Annotated in this window: 18 protein-coding genes; 14 read left to right on the top strand and 4 right to left on the bottom strand. The window is 70.7% G+C overall.

The features are described 5' to 3' along the window. The first annotated feature begins 76 nt into the window (after nucleotides 1–76). From ACZ63D_RS41875 to ACZ63D_RS41845, 7 genes are all read left to right on the top strand, one after another. Nucleotides 77–832, top strand: a complete 756-nt coding sequence (locus ACZ63D_RS41875; protein ID WP_465359881.1) for a class I SAM-dependent methyltransferase — start codon at nucleotides 77–79, stop codon at nucleotides 830–832. A gap of 68 nt (nucleotides 833–900) precedes the next feature. After that, nucleotides 901–1,806: an ABC transporter ATP-binding protein gene (locus tag ACZ63D_RS41870; protein ID WP_465359880.1), complete on the top strand. Its 906-nt coding sequence runs from the start codon at nucleotides 901–903 to the stop codon at nucleotides 1,804–1,806. A gap of 13 nt (nucleotides 1,807–1,819) precedes the next feature. Further along, a complete protein-coding gene (locus ACZ63D_RS41865; protein WP_465359879.1) occupies nucleotides 1,820–2,557 on the top strand; it encodes an ABC transporter permease in 738 nt (245 codons plus the stop codon). 5 nt (nucleotides 2,558–2,562) lie between these two features. Then, nucleotides 2,563–4,077 carry a glycosyltransferase family 39 protein gene (locus ACZ63D_RS41860; protein ID WP_465359878.1) on the top strand — a complete coding sequence of 505 codons (1,515 nt, stop codon included), beginning with the start codon at nucleotides 2,563–2,565 and terminating at the stop codon, nucleotides 4,075–4,077. Nucleotides 4,078–4,172: 95 nt separating this feature from the next. Further along, nucleotides 4,173–5,690, top strand: coding sequence for an ArnT family glycosyltransferase (locus tag ACZ63D_RS41855; protein WP_465359877.1), 1,518 nt, complete (start codon nucleotides 4,173–4,175; stop codon nucleotides 5,688–5,690). After that, nucleotides 5,687–7,018 carry a sensor histidine kinase gene (locus ACZ63D_RS41850; RefSeq protein ID WP_465359876.1) on the top strand — a complete coding sequence of 444 codons (1,332 nt, stop codon included), beginning with the start codon at nucleotides 5,687–5,689 and terminating at the stop codon, nucleotides 7,016–7,018. The genes ACZ63D_RS41855 and ACZ63D_RS41850 overlap by 4 nt, the downstream gene beginning before the upstream one ends. Beyond that, nucleotides 7,015–7,641, top strand: coding sequence for a response regulator (locus ACZ63D_RS41845; RefSeq protein WP_116205127.1), 627 nt, complete (start codon nucleotides 7,015–7,017; stop codon nucleotides 7,639–7,641). The genes ACZ63D_RS41850 and ACZ63D_RS41845 overlap by 4 nt, the downstream gene beginning before the upstream one ends. A 29-nt stretch (nucleotides 7,642–7,670) precedes the next feature. On the opposite strand, the gene thrS is transcribed toward ACZ63D_RS41845, so the two are convergent. Next, on the bottom strand, nucleotides 7,671–8,930 hold the full coding sequence (gene thrS / locus ACZ63D_RS41840; RefSeq protein ID WP_465359875.1) for a threonine--tRNA ligase: 1,260 nt from the start codon (nucleotides 8,928–8,930) through the stop codon (nucleotides 7,671–7,673). 126 nt (nucleotides 8,931–9,056) lie between these two features. Beyond that, nucleotides 9,057–10,241, bottom strand: a complete 1,185-nt coding sequence (coaE, locus tag ACZ63D_RS41835) for a dephospho-CoA kinase (RefSeq protein WP_465359874.1) — start codon at nucleotides 10,239–10,241, stop codon at nucleotides 9,057–9,059. Nucleotides 10,242–10,457: 216 nt separating this feature from the next. On the opposite strand from coaE, the gene ACZ63D_RS41830 reads away from it, so the two are divergent. Continuing rightward, a complete protein-coding gene (locus ACZ63D_RS41830) occupies nucleotides 10,458–10,679 on the top strand; it encodes a hypothetical protein (RefSeq protein WP_116205130.1) in 222 nt (73 codons plus the stop codon). Nucleotides 10,680–10,732: 53 nt separating this feature from the next. Here ACZ63D_RS41830 and ACZ63D_RS41825 read toward each other — a convergent pair whose 3' ends face one another. After that, nucleotides 10,733–11,173, bottom strand: coding sequence for an OsmC family protein (locus ACZ63D_RS41825; RefSeq protein ID WP_465359873.1), 441 nt, complete (start codon nucleotides 11,171–11,173; stop codon nucleotides 10,733–10,735). 177 nt (nucleotides 11,174–11,350) lie between these two features. Between ACZ63D_RS41825 and ACZ63D_RS41820 the strand changes: the two genes are divergently transcribed. Then, nucleotides 11,351–11,980, top strand: coding sequence for a TetR/AcrR family transcriptional regulator (locus tag ACZ63D_RS41820; RefSeq protein WP_465359872.1), 630 nt, complete (start codon nucleotides 11,351–11,353; stop codon nucleotides 11,978–11,980). Nucleotides 11,981–12,219: 239 nt separating this feature from the next. Here ACZ63D_RS41820 and rpsA read toward each other — a convergent pair whose 3' ends face one another. Then, a complete protein-coding gene (gene rpsA / locus ACZ63D_RS41815) occupies nucleotides 12,220–13,713 on the bottom strand; it encodes a 30S ribosomal protein S1 (RefSeq protein ID WP_465359871.1) in 1,494 nt (497 codons plus the stop codon). Between the two features lie 345 nt (nucleotides 13,714–14,058). Here rpsA and ACZ63D_RS41810 point away from each other — a divergent pair, with 345 nt between their 5' ends. The 5 genes from ACZ63D_RS41810 to ACZ63D_RS41790 all read left to right on the top strand — a co-directional run bounded on the left by ACZ63D_RS41810 (nucleotide 14,059) and on the right by ACZ63D_RS41790 (nucleotide 19,161). Beyond that, nucleotides 14,059–14,922 (top strand): class I SAM-dependent methyltransferase, encoded by an 864-nt coding sequence (locus tag ACZ63D_RS41810; protein ID WP_465359870.1) that lies wholly within the window; start codon nucleotides 14,059–14,061, stop codon nucleotides 14,920–14,922. Between the two features lie 17 nt (nucleotides 14,923–14,939). Beyond that, complete coding sequence (locus ACZ63D_RS41805) at nucleotides 14,940–15,833, top strand: GNAT family N-acetyltransferase (protein WP_465359869.1); 894 nt, start codon at nucleotides 14,940–14,942, stop codon at nucleotides 15,831–15,833. Nucleotides 15,834–15,941: 108 nt separating this feature from the next. Further along, the gene (locus tag ACZ63D_RS41800; protein ID WP_465359897.1) at nucleotides 15,942–16,670 is read left to right on the top strand and encodes an ATP-binding cassette domain-containing protein; all 729 of its coding nucleotides are present in this window, start codon (nucleotides 15,942–15,944) and stop codon (nucleotides 16,668–16,670) included. Between the two features lie 26 nt (nucleotides 16,671–16,696). After that, nucleotides 16,697–18,592, top strand: a complete 1,896-nt coding sequence (locus tag ACZ63D_RS41795) for a YhgE/Pip family protein (RefSeq protein WP_465359896.1) — start codon at nucleotides 16,697–16,699, stop codon at nucleotides 18,590–18,592. Then, entirely contained in the window at nucleotides 18,589–19,161 is a 573-nt protein-coding gene (locus tag ACZ63D_RS41790) for a TetR/AcrR family transcriptional regulator (RefSeq protein ID WP_465359868.1), read from the top strand. The genes ACZ63D_RS41795 and ACZ63D_RS41790 overlap by 4 nt, the downstream gene beginning before the upstream one ends. The last annotated feature ends 400 nt before the right edge of the window (nucleotides 19,162–19,561 follow it).

Genomic DNA, 19,561 nt, shown 5'->3' with positions numbered 1-19,561 from the left:
GGACGGGGGAATTCCCCACCCCGCCCGGCGGTCAGCCGGATTACCCGCGGCGGTTCGCCCGGCCACGATCAGCGGCATGGAACGAACCGCGAACCAGGTGACGCTCGACCTCGTCTGCGCGCTCTATCACGAGCACGCCGAAGCGTTGCGCGCCGCGAAGGACGCCCAGCGCGCGCACCGCCGCGCGCATCCGGCGATGAAAACGCAGCTGGACGACGTCGAGGCAGAGATCACCTACCTGCTCCTGCGGCATCTGCGCCCGGAGAAAGTCATGGAGATCGGCTCGCTGCACGGCTGGTCCACGAGCTGGCTTCTGCGCGCGCTCGCCGACAACGGCACCGGCAGGCTGACCACGATCGATCTCATCGGGAACGCCACCCAGACCGTCCCTCACACGCTGGCCAAGGGCCGCTGGGAGTTCCGCCAGGGCGATGCGCGCACACTCGACGGCGATTGGCTGTCCGATGTGGACTATCTGTTCATCGACGCGGACCACGGCGCGCGCTTCGCGAGGTGGTACCTCTCCGAGGTCTTCCCGAAGATCGACGCCGCGGTGAGCGTGCATGACGTGTTCCACCGCGCTACCCCGCTGCCGTTCACGGAAGGCACCGAAGTGGTGCGCTGGCTGGGAAAGACGCAAACTCCGTACTTCACCGCGGCCCGCGCGAGAGCGAAGCACGCGTACGCTTGCCTTAACGAACTGAGGCGAGAGCTCGGCGTCGACGGCATCGTGCACACCGGGCGCGACAACCCGATGATCTACTTCCGCATCCACCGATCGGTGGATGCGCGGCTTACAGCCGGTGGACCGGAAGTCGCGCCGTTCCGCTGATCCGATCGGCCCCTCCAGCCGGAATTCTCGAAGACAGCAATCGCTGATTCGAGAGGGGACGGCAGGCCATGCCGGTCATCGAGGTGCGCAACCTCAGGAAACGCTACCGCCGCACAACGGCGGTGGAAGACGTTTCGTTCACCGTGGAGCAGGGCGAGATCTTCGGGATCCTCGGCCCCAACGGCGCGGGCAAGACCACCACGGTGGAATGCGTCGAAGGCTTGCGCTCCCCCGACGGCGGCACCGTTTCGGTGCTCGGGCTCGACCCGCAGCGCGACGTCCGGGAATTGCGCCAGCGCCTCGGCGTCCAGTTGCAGGAGAGCCGGCTGCCCGACCGGCTGCGCGTCGCCGAGGTGCTCGACCTGTTCGCCGCGATGTACCGCACGCCGGCGGATCCGGAGCGGCTGATGGGGCTGCTCGGGCTCACCGAACAGCGGAACACCTTCTACCGCAAGCTTTCCGGCGGCCAGCAGCAGCGCGTGTCGATCGCGCTCGCGCTGATCGGCAGCCCCGAGGTGGTGGTGCTCGACGAGCTGACCACCGGTCTCGACCCGCAGGCCCGCCGCGACACCTGGGACCTCGTCGAAGCCGTCCGCGCCGAGGGCGTGACGGTCGTGCTCGTCACGCATTTCATGGAGGAAGCGGAACGGCTCTGCGACCGGATCGCGGTGATCGACTCCGGGCGCGTCGTCGCGATCGACACTCCGGCGGGGCTGGTCGGGCGGGTCGGCGGGAAACAGCGCATCCGGTTCCGCCCGTCCGCGCCGGTCGATCCGCGGGAGCTGGCCGGGCTGCCGGACGTGCTCAAGGCCGAACGCAGCGGCGCGCACCTGGTGGTGACCGGGGGCGCCGGTGCGCTGCAGGCGGTGACGTCGTTCCTCGCCCGCGCCGACGTGGTGGCGGGCGAGCTGCGGGTGGAACAGGCCAGTCTCGACGACGCCTTCGTCGCGCTGACCGGCCGGAAACTGGACTGAGGGGGAACCGGAAGTGTTGTCGAAGCTGACCGCCGCCGAGGCGAAGATCTTCCTCCGCGACCCGGGCGCGCCCGCCGTGGTGCTCGGGATCCCGCTGGCGTTGCTGCTGGTGTTCGGGCTGATGCCGGGTTCACGCGAGCCGAGCGCCCAATACGGCGGCCAATCGTCGCTGGCCACGGTGATCGCGCCGATGGCGGTGGCTTTGCTGCTCGGAATGCTCGCGGTGTACATGCTGCCGGGCGCGATGGCCGCGCACCGGGAGAAGGGCGTGCTCAAACGGCTGGCGGCGAGCCCGATGTCGCCGTCGCGGCTGCTCGCCGCGCAACTGCTGGTGAACCTCGCCGTCGCCGTGGTCGCGATCGTGCTCGTCGTGGGGGTGGGCACGATCGCGCTCGGCATGGCTCTGCCGAAGAATCCGGGCGGCTTCCTCGCGGTCACGCTGCTCGGCGCGGTGTCGCTGTTCTCGGTGGGCACCCTGCTCGCCGCGTTCGTCCCGAGCACCCGCGCGGCGAACGGGATCGGCGCGGCGGTGTTCTTCCCGATGCTCGCGCTCGGCGGCGTCTGGGTGCCGAAGGAACAGCTGCCGCCGGTGCTGCAGCACATCGCTGACCTCCTGCCGCTCGGCGCGACGCTCGGCAGCCTGCGCGAAACCGCCGCCGGACACGCACCGCAATGGCTGCCGATGGTGGCCCTCGCAGTCGTCACCATCGTCTGTTCGACGCTCGCCGCCCGATTCTTCCGGTGGGAGTGAGCGCGATGACTACCGCACAAGAAGAAAGCACGACGACCCGCTCAGCCGCACCGTTCGCCCGGACGCCCGTGTTCGGCATCGCCGCGCTGCTCGCGGTGCCGTTGGCGCTCACCGCGAACAACTACGGCTACTTCGGCGACGAGCTGTACTTCCTCGCCGCCGGACGGCATCTGGCCTGGGGTTATGTGGACCAGCCGCCGCTGCTCCCGCTGCTGGCCCGCGCGATGGACACGATCGCGCCCGGATCGCTCTTCGTCCTGCGGCTCCCGGCGATGCTGGCGATGCTCGCCGGGGTCGTGTTCGCCGCGCTCATCGCCCGCGAACTCGGCGGCCGGACCCGCGCGCAGGCGATCACCGCCGCGGCCTTCGCCACCTGTACGCAGTTCGTCGCCAGCGGCCACTACCTCGCGACGTCGACCCTGGATCCGTTCCTCTGGACCGTTCTGCTCTGGCTGCTCGTCCGCTGGATCCGCACCCGGCGCGACGGCCTGCTCCTGTGGGCCGGAGTCGTCACCGCGCTCGCGCTGTACGTGAAGTTCCTGATCGGCGGCTTCTGGATCGTCGCCGGGATCGCGCTGCTGATCTGCGGTCCGCGAGAACTGCTGCGCCGTCCGCTGCTGTGGCCCGGTGCCGCGATCGCCGCGCTGGCGCTCGTCCCGACGCTGGTGTGGCAGGCCCGGCACGGTTGGCCGCAGCTCAGCATGGGCGCGGCGATCTCGAACGAGGTCGGCGAGACCTGGGGCGGGCGGCTGGCCTGGCTTCCGCAGGTGATGCTGCTCGTGGGGGTTCCGGTCGGACTCGTGCTGCTGGGCTACGGCCTGTGGCGGCTGCTGCGTTCGCCGCGGCTGCGGCCCTACCGTTTTCTCGCCTGGACCACGCTCGCGCTCGCGGTGGTATTCGTCGCGGTCAACGGCCGGTCGTACTACATCGTGGGCATGTTCGCGCCGTGCTGGGCGGCCGCCGCGGTGGAACTCGAAAACGGGCAGGCGTCCCGGTGGTGGCGCTGGATCCCGACCTGGCCGGTCTACGTGCTTTCCGCGCTGCTGATGCTGCCTTCCGCCCTGCCGGTGTGGCCGCACGCGTGGATCGAGACGAACCCGTCGCTGCCGACTCCGGGCTTCTCGTTCGCCGAGGTCGGCTGGCCGGAAGGAGCGCAGTCGGTCGCCAAGGCGTTCCATCGCGTGCCCGACCCGGCACACACCGCGATCGTCGGCGAGACGTACTGGACCGCGAGCGCGCTCGACCGCTACGGCCCGGACCTGGGCCTGCCCGAGCCGACCAGCCCCAACCGCGGGTACGCGACGCTGGCCGTCCCGCCCGATTCGACGCGTGACGTCCTGTTCGTCGGGGCCGATCCCCGGCCGCTGCTCGGGCACTTCGCCCATCTCGCGCCGGTCGGCACGGTGACGACCGGCGAAGCGAAGCCGAGTGTGTTCGACGGCACCCCGATGTGGCTGGCCACCGCGAGACTCCAGCCGTGGGCGGAGATCTGGCCCAAGCTGGCGAACACCGGGGCCTGACCGGCCGCACCCGCCGTAGGACGGTGCCAGGCCTCGCCCGTAGGGTGCGGGCGAGGCCAGCCCCCGATCCGCCGACAGGGAGCAGGATGGATGCCGTGACCACGGCCACCGCACCGAGCACGCCGGACCGCGCGCTCGCCGGGTTCGCTCGGCGGCCGGTCTTCCTGCTCGCCGCGGGGACCGCCGCCGTACTCCTCGCCACCGCCGGCCGCTACGGCTACTTCGGCGACGAGCTGTACTTCCTCGCCGCGGGCAAACACCTCGCGTGGGGATACGCGGACCAGCCGCCGGTGCTGCCGTTCCTCGCCTGGCTGGCGAACTCGATCGCGCCGGGCTCGCTCGTCGTGTTCCGGATCCCGGCGATCCTGGCGACCGCGGCGGGCGTCGTCTTCACCGCGCTCATCGCCCGCGAAATGGGCGGCCAGCGCAAGGCGCAGACGCGCGCGGCCGCGGCGTACGCGATCTGCGGGCAGTTCGTCGGCAGCGGCCACTACCTCGCGACGTCCACTGTGGACCCTCTGCTGTGGACGATCGTGCTGTGGCTGCTGGTGCGCTGGATCCGCACCCGCGACGACAACCTGCTGCTGTGGCTCGGCGTCGCGACGGCGGTCGGGCTGAACGTGAAGTTCCTGCTCGGCGGGTTCTGGGCGGTCACCGCGCTCACCGCGCTCGTGTTCGGGCCTCGCGACCTGCTGCGCCGCCCCAAGCTGTGGCTGGGCGCCGGGATCGCTGCCCTCGCGTGCGTACCGACGTTGCTCTGGCAGGCCGCGAACGGCTGGCCCCAGCTCGGCATGGGCGACGCGGTCTCGCGCGAAGTCGAGGAAGCGGGCGGCCGAGCGATGTTCGTGCCCGCACTGCTCGCCGGAGCCGGTCTGGTCATCGGTGCGCTGGGCGTGTTGTACGGACTGGCTGTGCTGCTGGGCAGCGCTCGGCTGCGCGCGTACCGGTTCCTCGGCTGGACCGCGCTCGGCGTCTTCGCGATCTTCCTGATCGGCAATGGCCGGTTCTATTACGCCGCAGGCACTTTCGGCCTGCTGTGGGCAGCCGCCGCGGTGCATCTGCAGGACCGGCGGCCCGCGTTGTGGTGGCGATGGGTGCCGACGTGGCCGATGTTCGTCCTGTCCGCGCTCTACAGCCTCCCCTACGCGCTTCCGGTGTGGCCGGAGCAATGGCTGGTCGAACATCCGACCGCGCCGCGCCCGGCGTACGCGATGGAGGAATACGGCTGGCCGGATCTGGCGGCCTCCGTCGCCAAGCAGTACCGCGCGCTGCCGCCGGAAGAACGGGCCCGCACCGCGCTAGTCACCGGCGGGTACTGGCAGGCTGGCGCGCTCGGCCGATACGGACCTGAGCAAGGCTTGCCGGAGGCGTACAGCGCCAGCCGCGGCTTCTGGTACTTCGGGCGGCCCGACGACAAGGCGGACACCGTGCTGTTCGTCGGCCGCGAACCGGCGAAGCTGGCGGCGCACTTCCGTTCCGCACGTGTCGTCGGCGAGGTCGACAACCGGCTCGGCGTCCCGAATTCCAGCCTGCACATGCCGATCTGGCTGCTCGACGGGCGGATCGGCGGGTGGGCCGAGATCTGGCCGCGGCTGAAAGACCTCAAGGCGTGAGACTCGAGGACGTCCGCGACGTCAAACTCGACTGGCGGGGTTCGCTGATGCCCCCGGCCACGCCCGATCCGGACGATCCTCCCGTGCGGTGGCACCGGTGGTTCACCCGGACCGAGACCGCGATCGCGTGGCTTCTGCTGATCGTTCCGACGCTGCTGAGCGCGCTGCACGGGGACCAGACCGCCGGACACCGGACCACCACCCTGCTGCTCGCCGCCGGGGCCGCGGTGTGGCTGGGGCTGACCACCGTCGCCCTGGGCGCGAAACTGCGCGACCATCCGGTCGCCGCGGCCGCGATGTTCGCCGGGGTCGTCACGTTCGGCGCGATTCTCCAAGCCCGGGACACGTATTTCATCATCTTCATGGTCTACGGGTTCTTCGCGGCGATGCGGATGAAGCCGATGCCGGTCGCGGTGCTCGGCGTCGGCATCACCTCGCTGCTGATCAACACCATGACACTGGGCGGCCCGATCCACGCGCTTTCGGTGTCGCCGGGGATCTGGGGCACGGTGGTGGTCGTGCAGACCACGGCGATCGGCGGGGGCGGCGCGCTCTTCGCCGCGGTGGGCAGGCAAAACCTGGAACGCAAGAAGGCGCTTGAGCGGCTGGCCGCCGCCGAGGCGGAGAACCGCGGGCTGCAGCGGCAGTTGCTCGCGCAGGCGCGCGAGGCGGGCGTGCTCGACGAGCGGCAGCGGCTGAGCCAGGAAATCCACGACACGCTCGCCCAGGGGTTCACCGGGATCATCACCCAGCTCGAAGCCGCCGCGCAGGCCCGCGGCGACGCGGCGGAATGGGAACGCCACCTCGCCGCGGCGACCCAGCTGGCCCGGGAAAACCTCACCGCGGCCCGGCGTTCGGTCGCCGCGCTGCACCCGGAACCGCTCGAAACCGCGACGCTGCCCGAAGCGCTCGCCGAGGTCGTCCGGCTGTGGAGCGAGCGCACCGGGGTGCCCGCGGAGTTCTCGGCCACCGGGACCGCCGTCCCGCTGCATCCGGAGCTGGAGGCCACCCTGCTGCGGATCACCCAGGAAGCACTGTCCAATGTGGCCAGACACGCGCGGGCCGGCCGAGCCGGGATCACCCTGTCGTACATGGGCGACGAGGTGACGCTCGACGCGCGCGACGACGGCGTCGGCTTCGACCCGGCGCATCCGCCCGCCCCGCCGTCGGCCGAAGGCGGCCACGGCCTGCCCGGCATGCGGCGGCGCGCGGAACGGCTCGCCGGCACCCTGCACGTCGAGTCCGAACCGGGCGGCGGCACCGCGATCTCGGTGCGCCTGCCCGCGATCCCGGCTGCGACACTGGATCCGACCGAGGGGGACTCATGACCATCACGCTGCTCATCGCCGACGACCACCCGATCGTCCGGGACGGCCTGCGCGGCATCTTCACCGGCGAGCGCGGCTTCGAGGTGCTGGGCGAGGCCGCGCACGGGGCGGAGGCGGTCACGCTCGCCGAAGCCCTGCGCCCGGATGTCGTGCTGATGGACCTGCGCATGCCCGGCACCGACGGCGTCGCCGCGATCACCGAACTCGCCCGCCTCGGCAACCCGGCCCGAGTGCTCGTGCTGACCACCTACGACACGGATTCCGACGTGCTGCCCGCGATCGAGGCGGGCGCGACCGGGTACCTGCTGAAGGATTCGCCGCGCGAGGAACTGTTCCGCGCCGTGCGCGCCGCCGCCCGCGGCGAGGCGGTCCTCTCCCCCGCCGTCGCGAGCCGGATCATGGGCCAGATGCGCGCACCAGCCCAGGAACCGTTGTCGCAGCGGGAAATCGAGGTGCTGAACCTCGTCGCGCGCGGGTCGACGAACAAGGAAGCGGCGAAGAAGCTCTTCATCAGCGAGGCGACGGTGAAGACGCATCTGCTGCACGCGTACGCGAAACTCGGCGTAAAGGACCGCGCGGCCGCGGTGGCGGTGGCTTTCGAGCGCGGCTTGCTCGGGTCCTGACCTCCGCGCCCTCACCCGACCACCGCCGGTCAGCTCCACAGGGCTTCGGAGCGCGACGCCACCCGGGCCGCCACCGCGGCCACGAACTCCTTTCCTGACAACGGATCCAACCTGCGACCGTCCCAAAGACGAGGCGCGACCAGGTCCGCGTCCGCTTCCCGGGGGCCGATCACCGCCTGATACGGCACCAGCCGCCGGTCGCGGATGCGCGCGCCCAGGCTCCCCCGGTCCGCCGCGATGACCTCGGCGCGCAGTCCGGCGTCCATGGCCTGTTCCGCCAGCTCCGACGCGGCCGGGAGTTCCGCGTCCCCGACCGGAAGAACCGCCACCTGCACCGGGGCCAGCCACGGCGGGAACGCGCCGCCGTGTTCCTCGATCAGCTGCGCCAGCACGCGTTCCAGGCTTCCGAGCACCGCGCGGTGTACCAGCACCGGCCGGTGCGCGCGGCCGTCCGGGCCGACGTATTCGAGCCCGAACTGCTCTGGCTGGTGGAGGTCGACCTGCACGGTGGACAGGGTCGATTCGCGGCCGGAGCTGTCGGCGATCTGGACGTCGATCTTCGGTCCGTAGAACGCCGCTTCGCCCGGACCGCGTTCGTACTCGATTCCGTCGAGCGCGTCGACGAGCACCTCGGCCGCGCGGTCCCACGCTTCGGCCGCGCCGGCGTACTTGCCTCGGTTGTCCGGCAAGGAAAGCCGGTAGCGAGCGGGTTTCAGGCCGAGATCGCGATACACGCGGCGGATCAGCGCGAGCGCGCCTCGCACCTCCGCTCCGACCTGCTCGGGAGCGCAGAAAATGTGCGCGTCGTTGAGCTGGATCGCCCGCACGCGGCTGAGCCCGCCGAGGACGCCGGACAGTTCGGCGCGGTACATCCCGCCGAGCTCGGCCAGGCGCAGCGGAAGTTCGCGATGGCTGCGGGCGCGGGAACGGTAGATCAGCGCGTGGTGCGGGCACAGGCTGGGCCGCAGCACGACCTGTTCGCCACCGAGATCCATCGGCGGGAACATGTCGTCGCGGTAGTGCGCCCAATGGCCGGAAAGCTCGTAGAGCTCGCGCTTCCCCAGCACCGGCGACGAAACGTGCTGGTAGCCCGCGCGGCGTTCGAGCTCGCGGACGTACTCCTCCAGCACGTGCCGGATCGCGGCGCCGTCGGGCAGCAGATACGGCAGTCCGGCCCCGATCAGCGGGTCGCTGCCGAACAGGCCGAGTTCGCGGCCGAGTTTGCGGTGGTCGGGCATGGCGGTCTCCTCACGGAAGGCGAGGCGAGCGCACGGCGGAGCCCGGGGCACTCGCCCCGGGCTCGAATGGCAGTGTTCAGCGCGCCGGGACGGGATCCGGCGTCGTCGTGGACTGGGCGCGCTTCATGCCGCGAACGGTAACCCCGCGCCCGGCGGGACCGCACCTGGTTTTCCGGTTCAGGGCTTCCAGCCGCTTTGCCCGGCCCACTGCTCCGCGCGCACGAAGGCCGCGTTGACCCAGCCCTGCTTTTCTTCCGCGTACTGCTCGACCGTGCCGTCCGCGGAATGCTTGCGCGCCAGCTCTTCCTTCACTTCGGCGTAGTTGTCGCGCTCGTCCGGGTGCGCGCGGATCCAGTCGCGGAACAGCAGCGCGAGCCGCCACGCCGGGGTTTCGGTGGACCGGACGTGCAGGTTCACCGGCCGCTTCGGGTCGGCGCTCTGGTGGAACCGCTTGAGCCACTTGCCCTCGCCGCCCTGCGGATCGTCCCACCATTCGCCTTCACGGCGCGGGAAGCCGGCATCGGCGAGCGCCTCGGCGAGCGCGTCCGCATCGTCCAAAGAGGACACTGTGAGCTGGAGGTCGAGGATGTCCTTGGCCGGCAGCCCCGGCACCGCGGTGGACCCGATGTGGTCCGCGCGCACCAGCCGCGCACCCGCGATCTGCCGCAGCCGCGCCAGCCGCCGTTCGGCCTGCAGCGGCCAGCTCGGGTCGTACGCCGAGATCACCGGCGAGGCGGGCGGACGCGGTTTGCGCAGCCGGAGGTTCGCCTCGAACGGCACCAGCCGGTCCGCCCACAACGCGTCCACCTCGGCGAGCACGAGGTCCGGGGTGCCGCCGTTGTCGAGCCAGACGTCGGCGACGGCGCGGCGCTGTTCCTCCGCGGCCTGCGCCCGGATCCGCGCCCGCGCGTCGGCCTCCGGCATGCCGCGCACCTCGACCAGCCGCCGGACCCGGACTTCCACCGGCGCGTCGACCACCAGGACCAGGTGATACGCGGGCGCGAGGTTGTTCTCGACGAGCAGCGGCACGTCGTGCACCACCACCGCGTCGTCGGCGGCCGCGGCCATCAGCTCGCCGGTGCGCTGCCCGACCAGCGGGTGGACGATCGAGTTCAGCCGCTTGCGCGATTCGTCGTCGGCGAACGCCCGCGCGGCGAGCGCCGGACGGTCCAGCGAACCGTCCTCGGCGAGGATTTCCTCGCCGAACGCTTCGGTCAGCGCGGCCAGCCCGGGCGTACCGGGTTCCACGACCTCGCGCGCGATCCGGTCGGAATCGATGACGACAGCTCCGTGCTCGGCCAGCCGGTTCGCCACTGTCGACTTCCCCGCACCGATCCCACCCGTCAGGCCCACTCGCAGCATGGCCACACCTTAACGAGCGCCGTAGTCACCCGCTCAGGCGACACCGATCCCCCCTGCACGTGCAAGCGCACCGGCACCCGCACACCCTCCGCGTAAACGCAAGCACATTTTCGGGCGTAGCCGAACTGATGTGGGTGACACGCCGCGTGCTTCCGCTGTTTTCGCGGGTCGAGTGCGTACCGTGCCCGGCGGAAGGGTCGCCCACACGGAGGAACAATGGCGGAGAAGCACGTCGGGAAGCACCGGCTCGGCACTCCGGGCCTGGTGCACTGCGTCGCCTATCGCCAGGTCTCGGACGCACTCGCGGAGTACCGGCGCACGTGGTTCAGCGCGCTGCTCGTGCCCGCGAAGCACAGCCTGGCCGGCCTCCGCCGTCGTGCCCGGGAAGCCGCGCTGGAACGTGCTTGGGTTCCCTCGGTTTCGCTGGAACGCGCCTGACCCTCCCCGCTTGACCCTTCGCCGCGGCCGGTCCTTTCCCGGACCGGCCGGGCTCAGATCGCGCGGGTTTCGATCGCGATCTCGTGACTCAGCGTGCGGTGCACCGGGCATTTGTCCGCGATCTCCAGCAATCGCGCCCGCTGCGCGTCGTCCAGATCGCCTTCCAGCGAAATCTCCCGCGTGATCCGGCTGATCAACCCGACCTCGGTCTCGCAGCGCTCGCAGTCCCGGGCGTGGACGCGGTCGTGCCAGAGCCGGACGGTCGTGCGGGCCAGCGGGATTCCCTTGCGGTCGGCGTACATCCGCAGCGTCATCGAGGTGCAGGTCCCGAGCGCGGACAGCAGAAGGTCGTACGGCGTGGGACCGGCGTCCGCGCCTCCCACGCTCTCCGGCTCGTCGGCGAGGAATTCGTGGCCCGCGGTCGTGACGCGCTGGGTGTAGCGGCCGCTCCCGGCATCAGTGACGACGACGGTGCCGGGCTCCGGCTGGGTCATGAGGGCGGGTTCCTTCTGCTCGAGAACGCTCGGGACGACCCGCTCAGTGCGAGCGGTCGCTTGTGGACGGTCCAGGCCCGCCGGAACGACGTTCCCAAGAAGCCGTGAATATCGTATCTTCTGCTTGCGAGACGCGGACGCGCTTCCCGCGGAGCACGGGCACAAGGGGGGTGGGAGATGGCCACCCGGCATCTCTCGACACGGCCGGCGGAGCAGCACCACCGCAGCCGGTTCCTCGACGCGGCTTTGACCGTCCTCACCGAGCGCGGCGTCGCCGGACTGACCGTGCGCGCGGTGGCGGAACAGGCCGGGGCGTCCACGATCACCGTGTACACGCGCTTCGGCGGCCGCACCGGCCTGCTGGACGCCTTGTACGAACGGGCTTTCGACCTGCTGGGCGAGGAACTGCGCGTGCCGCCGTCCGAGGGCGACGGGATCGCCGATCTGATGGAAGTCGCCCTCGCCTACCGCCGCTTCGCGCTGGAAAGCCCCGCGCGCTACGGCTTGATGTTCGAACGTTCGGTGCACGACTACGACCCGGACCCGGAGTTGCGGTCGGGAGTGCTGCGCACGAGTTTCGCCGAGTTCGTCGCGAAAATCGACCGGGTCTGCCCGCCGGGCGTCGTCGCGCAGGAATGCGGCTACCTGCTCTGGACCTCGATGCACGGTCTGGTGAGCGTCGAGCTGACGATCCGCTCGCAAAGCCCGCTCGACGACTGGTTCCTCAGCTCGGACGAATCCGCGCACGAAACGATGTACCGCCGGGGCGTCCGCGCGACGATCGACGGGCTGGGCCTGCGCAGCTGAACGAAAGTCCCGGAGAAGCGGTTCGGCCGTCGAGGCATGCTGTGCGGCACCCCGCACGAGTTCCACGAATACGCGCCGGGCCTGTCTGCACCCGAAGAACAGGTCCAGTCCTCGCTCCACGGCTGAGGGTCGGCCACGTGCTGCCCCACACCCGACCCACACCCGGCGCGCGAAAACAGTTCGGCCCCGGTCCGTGCGGACCGGGGCCGAACTTGTCAGAGACTCAGCGAGTCAACCGCTCACGCGCCGCCCGACAGCTTCTCGCGCAGAGCCGCGAGCTGCTCGTCGCTGGCGAGCGTGCCGCCGCTCTTCGCCTCGACCGGAGCGGACGAGGTGTAGCTCTGCTCGCCGCCCTCGATGCCGGTGGCGGCGTCGGCAGCGGCTTCGGCGTCGGCCTCGGCGGCCTTCTTGACCTGCGCCATGTGCTGCTCGTAGCGGGTGTGGGCCTCGGCGTACTGCCGCTCCCACTCCTCGCGCTGCTTGTCGAAGCCTTCCTGCCACTCCTGCGTGTCCGGGTCGAAGCCCTCGGGGTAGATGTAGTTCCCCTCGGCGTCGTACTCGGCGGCCATGCCGTACTGGGTGGGGTCGAACTCGGTCTCCGGCGTGACGCCCTCGTTCGCCTGCTTCAGCGACAGCGAGATGCGGCGGCGCTCGAGGTCGATGTCGATGACCTTGACCATGACGTCGCCGTTGACCTGCACGACCTGCTCCGGGATCTCCACGTGGCGCTCGGCCAGCTCGGAGATGTGCACCAGGCCTTCGATGCCCTCCTCGACGCGGACGAACGCGCCGAACGGGACGAGCTTGGTGACCTTGCCCGGCACGATCTGGCCGATCGCGTGGGTGCGGGCGAACTGGCGCCACGGGTCTTCCTGCGTCGCCTTGAGCGACAGCGAGACGCGCTCGCGGTCCATGTCGACGTCCAGGACCTCGACCGTGACCTCCTGGCCGACCTCGACGACCTCGGACGGGTGGTCGATGTGCTTCCAGGACAGCTCGGAGACGTGCACCAGGCCGTCGACGCCGCCCAGGTCCACGAAGGCGCCGAAGTTGACGATGGAGGACACGACGCCCTTGCGGACCTGGCCCTTGGCGAGCGCGTTGAGGAACTCGCTGCGCACCTCGGACTGGGTCTGCTCCAGGTAGGCGCGACGGGACAGGACCACGTTGTTGCGGTTCTTGTCCAGCTCGATGATCTTCGCCTCGAGTTCGCGGCCGACGTAGGGCTGCAGGTCGCGCACGCGGCGCATCTCGACCAGCGACGCGGGCAGGAAGCCGCGCAGGCCGATGTCCAGGATGAGGCCGCCCTTGACGACCTCGATGACGGTGCCCTTGACGGGCTCGTCCTTCTCCTTGAGCTCCTCGATCGTGCCCCAGGCGCGCTCGTACTGGGCGCGCTTCTTGGACAGGATCAGGCGGCCTTCCTTGTCCTCCTTCTGGAGGACCAGGGCTTCGACCTCGTCGCCGACGGCGACAACCTCTGCCGGGTCGACATCGTGCTTGATGGACAGCTCGCGCGAGGGGATGACGCCCTCGGTCTTGTACCCGATGTCGAGCAGGACCTCGTCGCGGTCGACCTTGACGATGGTGCCCTCGACGATGTCCCCATCGTTGAAGTACTTGATCGTCTTGTCGATAGCCGCGAGGAAGTCTTCCTCCGACCCGATGTCGTTGATGGCGACCTGCGGGGCCCCGGTCGGGGCGGTCGGGGCGGTGGCGGTGTCGGTGGTCATTAGGCGGGTTGCTCCGGTGGATGGGTGTCGTAGGTGTGTGCAGTTGGCTACCGGCAGTGCGGCGCGGCGGGCCGCTGCGACGGCATGCGGCGACCCTGCTCAAACGTCCGGCGACCAAACGTTCCACCAGTGAACGACCGCGGCATGACCCGCTGACGATGCGCGGCCCCGGTGGGTAGTCACCCAGGCAGCGCGAACCCCACTGCGCTAACACGTATCGTACGCGGGCCTGTCCGGGGGACACAATCAGGGCCCCTCTCGGGTCCCGGTACCTTCTGCACAACGTTTCCGCCGGTCCGAGCATTCCCCCGCGCCCCGCCGGCCGCACCGGGAGAGGAGACCGGCATGCCCGAGCCCGCGGCGGCCCCGGAGGCTCTGTCCGGCGAGCGCCACGCGAGCGCCGAACAACGGCTCGGCACCGTCGGCGTCGCCCACCGCGAAGTCGGCGGGAACGAGGCGGAAGCGGCGAATCTGGCCTGGTGGGACGCGGATGCCGACGACTACCAGGCGACCCACGGCGGATTCCTCGGCGACGCCGATTTCGTCTGGTGCCCGGAGGGCGTCCGCGAAGAGGACGCGCGGCTGCTCGGCGACGTGCGCGGCAAGCGGGTGCTCGAAGTCGGCTGCGGGCAGGCCGCCTGTTCGCGCTGGCTCGCGGCCGCCGGAGCCGAGCCCGTCGCCACCGATCTGTCCGGCGGCATGCTCCGGCACGCCCGCGAGGGGAACGCCCGCACCGGCGCGGCGGTCCCCCTCGTGCAGGCGAACGCCGAGCGGCTGCCGTTCGCGGCGGCCAGTTTCGACATCGCGTGCTCGGCGTTCGGCGCGCTCCCCTTCGTGCCATCGCTGGAGACGGTGTTCGGCGAAGTGCGCCGGGTGCTGCGGCCCGGCGCGCCGTGGGTCTTCTCGGTGACCCACCCGATGCGGTGGATCTTCCCGGACGATCCCGGGCCGCAGGGGCTCACCGCGACCCAGCCGTATTTCGACCGCACGCCGTATGTCGAAGTGGACGACGACGGCACCGCGACCTACGTCGAATACCACCGCACGCTCGGCGACTACGTGCGCGCGCTCGCCGCCTCGGGCTTCGCGCTGGAGGATCTCGTCGAGCCGGAATGGCCGCCGGGGCACACGCGCACCTGGGGCCAGTGGAGCCCGCTGCGCGGCAGACTGTTCCCCGGCACCGCGATTTTCCGCACGCGCCGCGACTGACCGGCTACGCTGCGCCGGTGAGTCCCGGAGCCCGATTCGCCGAACTCGACCCGCTCCTGCCGCCGCCCGCCCCTCTCGCGGGCGGCGACCCGCTGCGCGCGGTGACCGCGTCCGGCACGCAGGTTTCCGCGCTGCTCCAGCGCTACCGGCACGGTCCGGGCGACGCTCCCCTGCTGTGGTCAGCGGCCGAGGTGTGGCAGCTGTTCCCGGATCCGGATACGGCGGGCACCGAAGCGTTCGACGCGCTGCTCGGCGCGCTTCGGTCCCAAGTGGACACTGAAGCGCCCGGCGCCGATTCGGCGTGCGTCGTCAACTGGCCGAGCCGCGACGCGGAAGCCATCCGGGCTTTTCTCGACCACGGACTGGTTCCGTTGTCCGCCTTGGCCGTTCGCCCCGCCGTCGTGCCGGAAGAGATTTCCGCGGAGGCGTCGATCCGCCTCGCCGGACCGGACGACTACCCGGCGGCATTGGCGTTGTGCACGGCGACGTTCGACTACACCGGCCTGGTCGCGCACCGGAAACGGGAGCAGACCGCCGAACTGCTCGGCCCGGCCTTGCGCCGCGCGCTCGGAGAGAAGGCGACCTGGGTCGCCGAGGTCGACGGCGAGGTTGCGGCGCTCGCGCAGTGCGACTGGGTGGAATCCGCGCCCGGGAACGAGGCCGCCGAACTGCTGCCGACCGGACGCTGGGGGTATGTGAACAACGTCGTCACCGCTCCGGCCAGCCGCGGCCGCGGGCTCGGCCGGGCGCTGATGGCCCGCGCGCACCGCGAACTGCTGAACCAGGGCGCGACCGGCACCTATCTCTACTACAACCCGACCAATCCCCTGTCGTCGGTGTTCTGGCACCGGCAGGGCTACCGGCCGCTGTGGACTTCCTGGGAAGCGCACCCAGCGTGGGCGTTGCGCTGAGCGGACCGCTCTTTGGTGTGACGTCCGGCGAGCCGCCTTGCCGACCCCCGCAGGCCAGGTCTAACTTTTGAACTGACTAGTCAGTTCAAAATCCGTGGAGTGTGTCCTGTGCAGGTCCGTGCCGACCGGGTGTCCCTCAAGGGTCCTCACGGCCCCTTGTTGCCGCCGACCTCGCTCACCGTCGAGGAGGGCTGCCTCACCGTGGTGCACGGCGAGCCGGGCGTCGGCATCACCGCGCTCGCGCTGGCGCTGGCCGGGCGGCTCAAGCCGACCACCGGCACCGTCACCGCCGATTCCGACGGCGACCTGCGGCGGCTCGTGGCCGTGGTGGACTCGCCGGGAGTCAGCGAGCCGGACGAAGCCTTGTCGCTGCGCGTCGTCACCGCCGAAGAGCTGGCGCTCGCACACCGTCCTTCCAGCAAGGATGCTGTCACAGCTTGGCTATCCCAGCACGACGCGGCGCCGTATGCCGACAGCCGGTTCGAGAACATCGAACCCGCGCTGCGCATCCGGCTGCTCGCCGCGCTGGCCGCCGAACGCGACGGAGTGCGCGTGCTCGTCCTCGACACGCCCGACCGGCACACCAGCGACGTCGAGACCTGGACCGCCGTCGCGAGGGAGCACGCCGCCCGCGGGTTCGCGGTGGCCGTGCTGGCCGCGACGACGCCGGAGTCGGCGCTCCCCTACCCGCCCGCGAAGGTCGGCGCGGCCGAGCAACCGGACCCGGTCCGGCTGTACGCCCCGCCGGAGCCCGCTGAGGCCGAGCAGACCCGGCAGCTCCCGGAGACCGCCGAACTGACCGCCGAAACCGAGAACTCCGAGGGAGACCGGGCATGACCACCCCCCACAAGCGGGCCGGCGGACTGAACGCGTTCCGGATCGCGGGCAACGAGCTGCGCAGGCTGTCCACCGGGACGCTGCCGAAGCTCGCCCTGTTCGCGCTCGTCATGGTGCCGCTGCTGTACGCGTCGTTCTACCTCTACGCGAACTACGACCCCTACGGCCGGCTCGACAAGCTGCCCGCCGCGGTGTTCACCGAGGACGCCGGCGCGAAGGATTCGAACGGAGCCGAGCGCAACGTCGGCCGCGAGGTCACCGACGAACTGGTGAAGTCCGGCACCTTCCAGTGGCATCAAGTGTCCGAAAAGGACGCTCGCGACGGCGTGCGCGACGACAAGTACTCGTTCGCCATCGGCATCCCGCACGACTTCTCGAAGGCGCTGCTGTCGTCCGGCAATTTCGAGCCGCAGCAGGCGACGATCACGCTCACCACCAACGACGCCAACAACTATCTGGCCGGCACGATCGCGAAGCAGGTCGCCGACCAGGTCCGCAAGACGATCGCGGAGAAGGTGGGCAGCGAGGCCGCGGACAAGTTCCTCGTCGGCTTCTCCACCATCTACGGCAAGATCTCCGAAGCCACCGACGGGGCCAAGCAGCTCGCCGACGGCGCGGCGAAACTCCAGACGGGGCAACATCAACTGGCCGACGGGGCGAGCCAGCTCGCGACCGGCTCGGCCAGTCTCGCGACCGGGCTGGGCACGCTGAAATCGAGCACCGCCCAGCTGCCGAGCCAGACCCAGAAGCTCGCCGACGGGGCGGGCCAGGTGGCCGACGGCAACCAGAAGGTGGCGAGCGCGGGCTCGCTGGCCGCGTCCGCCTCGTCCGACGTGATGAGCCGGATCGACGGCTACCGCTCCCAGCTGGCCGCGAAGCTGCAGGAATCCGGGATGCCGGAAAGCCTCGCCAGCTCCATCCTGGCCGATTACGACAAGCTGCGCACCGACGCCGGACAGGCGAACGGGAAGATCCAGTCCGCCAACGGAGACCTGCAGAAGCTCTCCAGCGGCGCCCGGCAGGTGTCCGACGGTGCGCACCAGCTCGCGGCGGCCTCGCCGCAGCTGGCCAGCGGGATCGCACAGGCGTCCGACGGCGCGAACCAGCTGCGCGACGGCGCGGCGAAGCTCAACGACGGCGAGAAGACCGCCGTCACCGGCACCGACCAGCTCGCCGACGGTTCGGCGAAGCTGCGCGACGGACTGGCCGCCGGGCTCAAGCAGATCCCGAACCCGGACGACCCGACCCGGACCGCCACCGCGAACACGATTGCCGACCCGGTCGCGGTCACGTCGAACGGCGTGGCGTCGGCGGGCACCTACGGCGCCGGGCTCGCGCCGTTCTTCATCTCGCTGGCCACCTGGATCGGCGCGTTCGTGCTGTTCCTGCTGATCCGCCCGCTGTCGAAGCGCGCGCTCACCGCCGGTGCGTCGCCGCTGCGGGTCGCGCTCGGCGGCTGGCTGTCCTCGGCCGTGCTGGGCCTCGGCCAGGTGATCGTGCTGTTCGCCGCGGTGACCTGGCTGGTCGGCATCCACGTGGCGCATCCGCTGGGGGCGATCGGCTTCGCCTGCCTGGTGTCGCTGGCCTTCACCTCGATCGTGCACGCGCTCAACGCGCTCTTCGGCGCGGTCGGCAAGTTCCTCGGCCTGGTGCTGCTGGTGCTGCAGCTGGTGAGCGCGGGCGGCACGTTCCCGTGGCAGACGATCCCGGACGCGCTCTATCCGCTGCACATCGTGCTGCCCATGGGCTACGCCATCGACGGGTTCCGGCACCTGCTCTACACCGGCGCGTCGATGCAGATCCTCGGTGACGTAGGGGTGCTGGTCGCGTACCTCGTCGGCGGGATCCTGCTGTCCACTCTCGCCGCGCGCAAACACCGGGTGTGGTCGGTCTCGGCGCTCAAGCCCGAGCTGAGCCTGTGAGAGAAGCGACCAAACGGAAGCTCTTCGAGGCCACCCTGCGGCTTTCGGCCAGCAGGGGCCTCGTGGGGCTGACGGTCGACGACATCGCGGCCGAGGCCGGGGTGGCCAAGGGCACCGTCTATTACAACTTCGGGTCCAAGGACGGGCTGGTCGACGCGCTGCTGCGGTTCGGTGTGGACCTGCTGGCCGGGCGATTGCGGGCGGCCGGGACGGACGACGATCCGATGGCCGTGATCGAGGCTCAGGTGGATACGACGCTGGAGTTCATCGCGGAGTACCCGGGGTTTTCGCAGATCGTGGTCAGCGAGCTGTGGCATACGCCGGGGCGGTGGCACGACACGCTGGCGTTGCTGCGGGAAGAGCTGATCGCGGTGGTGAAGGGGCAGCTGGAGAGGCTGGACGCGGCGGGGAGGTTGCCGGAGGGGGTCGATATCGCCACTGCCGCGGCGGGGTTGTTCGGGACGATGCTGGTGGTGGCGCTGGATTGGCAGGTGTTTCATCCGGAGCGGGGGCGGGATGAGGTGCTGGGGTCGGTGATGTTGCTGGTGCGAGGGTTGCGGCGGGGGTGACGCTCCCGGGGTGGCTTGGTGGGGGGTGACGCCCGGCCGGTGGCGTGGTGGGGCCCGGCTTGGTGCCGGGCCCCGGGGGCGGCTAGTGGCAGTTGGCGCAGCAGCCGCAGCCCTTGCCGGTGCAGGCGGAGCAGCAGCCGTGCCGCAGGACTGTTCGGAACAGGCGCTTGATCATTGTTCGGGTCCTTCCGGGTTGGTGGTACTCCTGCTTGGGTCACGCTAAGTGGGGTGGCGGTTACTGGGGTACCGCTGACTGGGCAGGTGGGAGGGTGAATCTCTCTCCGGCGTACGGCTCGTCGCCCTGGGGGGCGACATTGCGCCGGGGGTGGTTGCGTGGGGCACCCCGAAGCTGAGTGTGCTGACGGTTCGGGGGTGGTTGTCAAGGCGGGAAAGATGCCTT

The sequence above is a fragment of the Amycolatopsis sp. NPDC104775 genome (assembly GCF_055583325.1).
The sequence above is the reverse complement of the archived record's forward strand: the minus strand, read 5'-3'. Positions and strand labels throughout refer to the sequence as shown.